This is a genomic window from Marinobacter sp. ELB17 (genome assembly GCF_000169375.1).
Taxonomy (GTDB): Bacteria; Pseudomonadota; Gammaproteobacteria; order Pseudomonadales; family Oleiphilaceae; genus Marinobacter.
In genome coordinates this window covers 1-2,886 of record NZ_AAXY01000066.1, presented here as the reverse complement: position 1 = coordinate 2,886, position 2,886 = coordinate 1, and the positions used below count along the sequence as shown (strand labels likewise).

The 2,886-nt window shown below is 53.9% G+C and carries 4 protein-coding genes; 3 read left to right on the top strand and 1 reads right to left on the bottom strand.

From position 1 onward, the window contains the following. Both MELB17_RS22980 and MELB17_RS22975 read left to right on the top strand, forming a co-directional pair. Positions 1–231: DUF1778 domain-containing protein (locus tag MELB17_RS22980; protein ID WP_007352742.1), on the top strand; the 231-nt coding region annotated here is incomplete at its 5' end. A gap of 5 nt (positions 232–236) precedes the next feature. After that, positions 237–512 carry a helix-turn-helix domain-containing protein gene (locus MELB17_RS22975; RefSeq protein WP_036186176.1) on the top strand — a complete coding sequence of 92 codons (276 nt, stop codon included), beginning with the start codon at positions 237–239 and terminating at the stop codon, positions 510–512. A 31-nt stretch (positions 513–543) separates the two neighbouring features. Here MELB17_RS22975 and MELB17_RS22970 read toward each other — a convergent pair whose 3' ends face one another. After that, positions 544–1,236 carry a LexA family protein gene (locus tag MELB17_RS22970; RefSeq protein ID WP_007352740.1) on the bottom strand — a complete coding sequence of 231 codons (693 nt, stop codon included), beginning with the start codon at positions 1,234–1,236 and terminating at the stop codon, positions 544–546. A 178-nt stretch (positions 1,237–1,414) separates the two neighbouring features. Here MELB17_RS22970 and MELB17_RS22965 point away from each other — a divergent pair. Further along, the coding region (locus MELB17_RS22965; RefSeq protein WP_007352739.1) for a hypothetical protein at positions 1,415–2,886 on the top strand (1,472 nt) is incomplete at its 3' end.

Below are 2,886 nucleotides of genomic sequence, written 5' to 3'. Positions count from 1 at the left end.
CAAGCTGCTGAGCTATCTGGGATGACAATGAGCCAGTTTCTCATTGATTCAGCCCGCTCAAAAGCTGAAGAGGTGGTGAATCGGATTACCCGCATTCGGGTTTCTGTTGAGACAGGAAATAGGATGCGGGAAATCTTGGATCGGAAACCCCAGAAGCCATCGAGCAAGCTCATGCAGGATGCGCTCGACTATAAAGAATCCATAAATGATACTAAGTCGCTAACCAAGTGACCGACATGGCAAACAAACGATTCGAAGGTGTGTGGGATGCGATTGAAGATACCCCTGAAGAAGCCCTGAACATGCGCCTGCGCTCCGAGCTGATGATTCAGATCACCAGGCGCGTGAAGGAGTGGGACGTCACTCAGAAAGAGGCGGCGCAGCGCCTGGGTATAACCCAACCCTGCCTGAGCGGCCGCATCAACAAGTTTAGCCTCGGCGCCCTGATTGGCCTGACCTGGCCTGCGCACTTACACGTGGAGCTGGCGTTAAAGGATAAGGGCCCGCTATAGTTTAGGCGAGTTCAGAAAGGGGAACTCACCATTAATAAACCTCAACCCTCCCTCGCACAACGCCCAGCACTTTAGCCCCGGCTCCCAAGGCAATCTCACGCTCCGGCCAGCCAGGGTTCAACATCCTAAGCACACCCTCACCTTTGTCCCCGATTGCCACGTACAAGCCCATAAAAGCGGCCTCACGTCCTTCTATGCGGACAACCGCAATAACGCCGCTTTCAAGCCGGGCCGACCCATCCACATAGATAAGGTCGCCCTTATCAAACGAATACCGGCCACCCTGGTTGTGCATAGAGGAATCTTTCACGGATAAGGCAAACACATACCCGCTGTGGGGAATGCCGCAGGCCGCTCGTTGAACGCTATCGTGATCGACGCCCACGGTTTCCCAGGTAAACAATGGCACGGTATCCGCGGGGCGCACGTCACTGGAACCCATCATGGTTGGCATAATAAGTTCCGCGAATCTCGGGCTTATATCGGCTACGTGGACATCGAAATATCGAGCAAAACGGACAACCACTTCCATGCTTAGGGGTATCTTCAGGTTTAGGTACTGACTCGCAGCTGCCTGAGTCTGCCAGCCAAAGTCGTGGGCAATTTGGGCCTGAGTCAGTGAACCGCCGCTTGCCTCCATTTCAGCCTTCTTAACTGTGTAGATAGCCTGAAGCCGTAGGGAGTCGCCCAACTGGTCATCTGTGAGAGGTCGTCTTTTTGACATAGAAAATGATTCCCGTGTTTTCAGGCAGAATAACGGCAACGATTAATAATTACAAACGCTAATAATAATAAAATAAGCATTGCTACTGTTAGGCCATTGGCCTATAATTTAGTTATTGAATCGCTGGCACCCACCAGCCATAAAAAGGTCACAAGACCACCACCGGAGACTTACCCGCATGAGTAACTTGGCAACCCTGAACACAGCCGACAGCCTTAGTGGCATTTCTACCCGCCAGATTGAAGAATCCCTGGAACGTGCAAATGACGCCTACCGCAATACCGATGACTCCATCATCAGCGACAGCGATTACGATGCCCTGATAGATGAACTCGCCCGCCGCGACCCTGGTCACGCCCTGCTAACCGAAGTTGAATCTGAGGCTGACTTCGGAGCTGGCAAAGTGCGCCATCAAATCCCAATGCTTTCCACTGAAAAGGTTAAAACCGACAGTGAATTAAGCGCATGGGTTCGCCGTGTTGAATCAGCCGCCCAGAACATCGGTATTAGGACGCCCGTTTTGCTGAGCGTAACCGCCAAACTGGACGGCATGGCTGGCCGCTTGAAAGACGGTGTGCTGGCTTCTCGCGGGGATGGCCTGACTGGCAACAACATCACCCACATTCTGCCAAAACTGGTGGTTCACGGTGTCGGTGACGGTGAACTGGTTATGATTCAGTCGTACTTTGATGAGCACCTATCCGAAGAGTTCAAACACCCTCGCAATGTTGTAACTGGCGCAGTCGGTGCCGACACACCACGCCCTGCTGCCATGAAAGCCCTGAACGATCATTCTATCCATTTTGTGAGCTTCACCACACTGACCCGAATCGACAGCCGCACTGACACGATCGTTGCTCAGCTGCCCGAAATTCGTGAATACCTGCTGGGCAACACGCCCTACCCCACAGACGGCTTGGTGCTGGCGGTCGAGTCACCCGAATTGCGGAAAGAACTCGGCTCAACGGGACATCACCACAACTGGATGGTTGCCGCGAAAACCGTGGGTGAAACCGCCACCACGGCTGTCGTTGGTGTCCAGTGGCAAATTGGTAAAACAGGGCGTTTGACCCCAGTAATCCAGCTTAAAAAAGTCACCCTGAGCGGCGCTGTTATCGCCAATGTGACTGGACATAACGCAGGCAAGGTTGAGGAAATGGGCATTGATGTGGGGGCTATGGCAACGATCACAAGATCAGGCGAAATCATCCCGTTTTTAGTCAGCGCCACGCCCGCCCCGAACGGCGCCAGTCTGCCTACGCACTGCCCTGCCTGCACCGAACACCTAAAGCGCCGAGGTGATTTCCTGGTCTGCATTAACAACGAATGCGAGGGACGCCGCCACGCAAGACTCCACCATTTCTTTAACATCATTGGCAGCATTGACCTGTTCGGGCCAGTGGCCTGCGACAAGCTGATCGCAGCCGGTGTTCGCTCCATTCAGGAAGTCTTTGCCATTACCGCCGCAGAGTTTGAAGCGATGGGCTTTGGGCCTGGCCAGTCGGCCAACCTTGTAGCCGAGTTGGAAGCCGCGAAGACCCGTCCGGTAGACGATTTCAGAGTGCTGGCGGCCATGGGCATCAGCAATCTGGGCCGAGGCGACAGCAAAAAGCTCTTGCGTCACACCGCCCTAAAAGACATTCCGTTCAT

What these genes read in the sequence shown, in the direction of transcription:
- MELB17_RS22975 (WP_036186176.1), top strand. Translation starts at nt 237, where the DNA reads ATGGCAAACAAACGATTCGAAGGTGTGTGGGATGCGATTGAAGATACC.
- MELB17_RS22970 (WP_007352740.1), bottom strand. Translation starts at nt 1,236, where the DNA reads ATGTCAAAAAGACGACCTCTCACAGATGACCAGTTGGGCGACTCCCTA.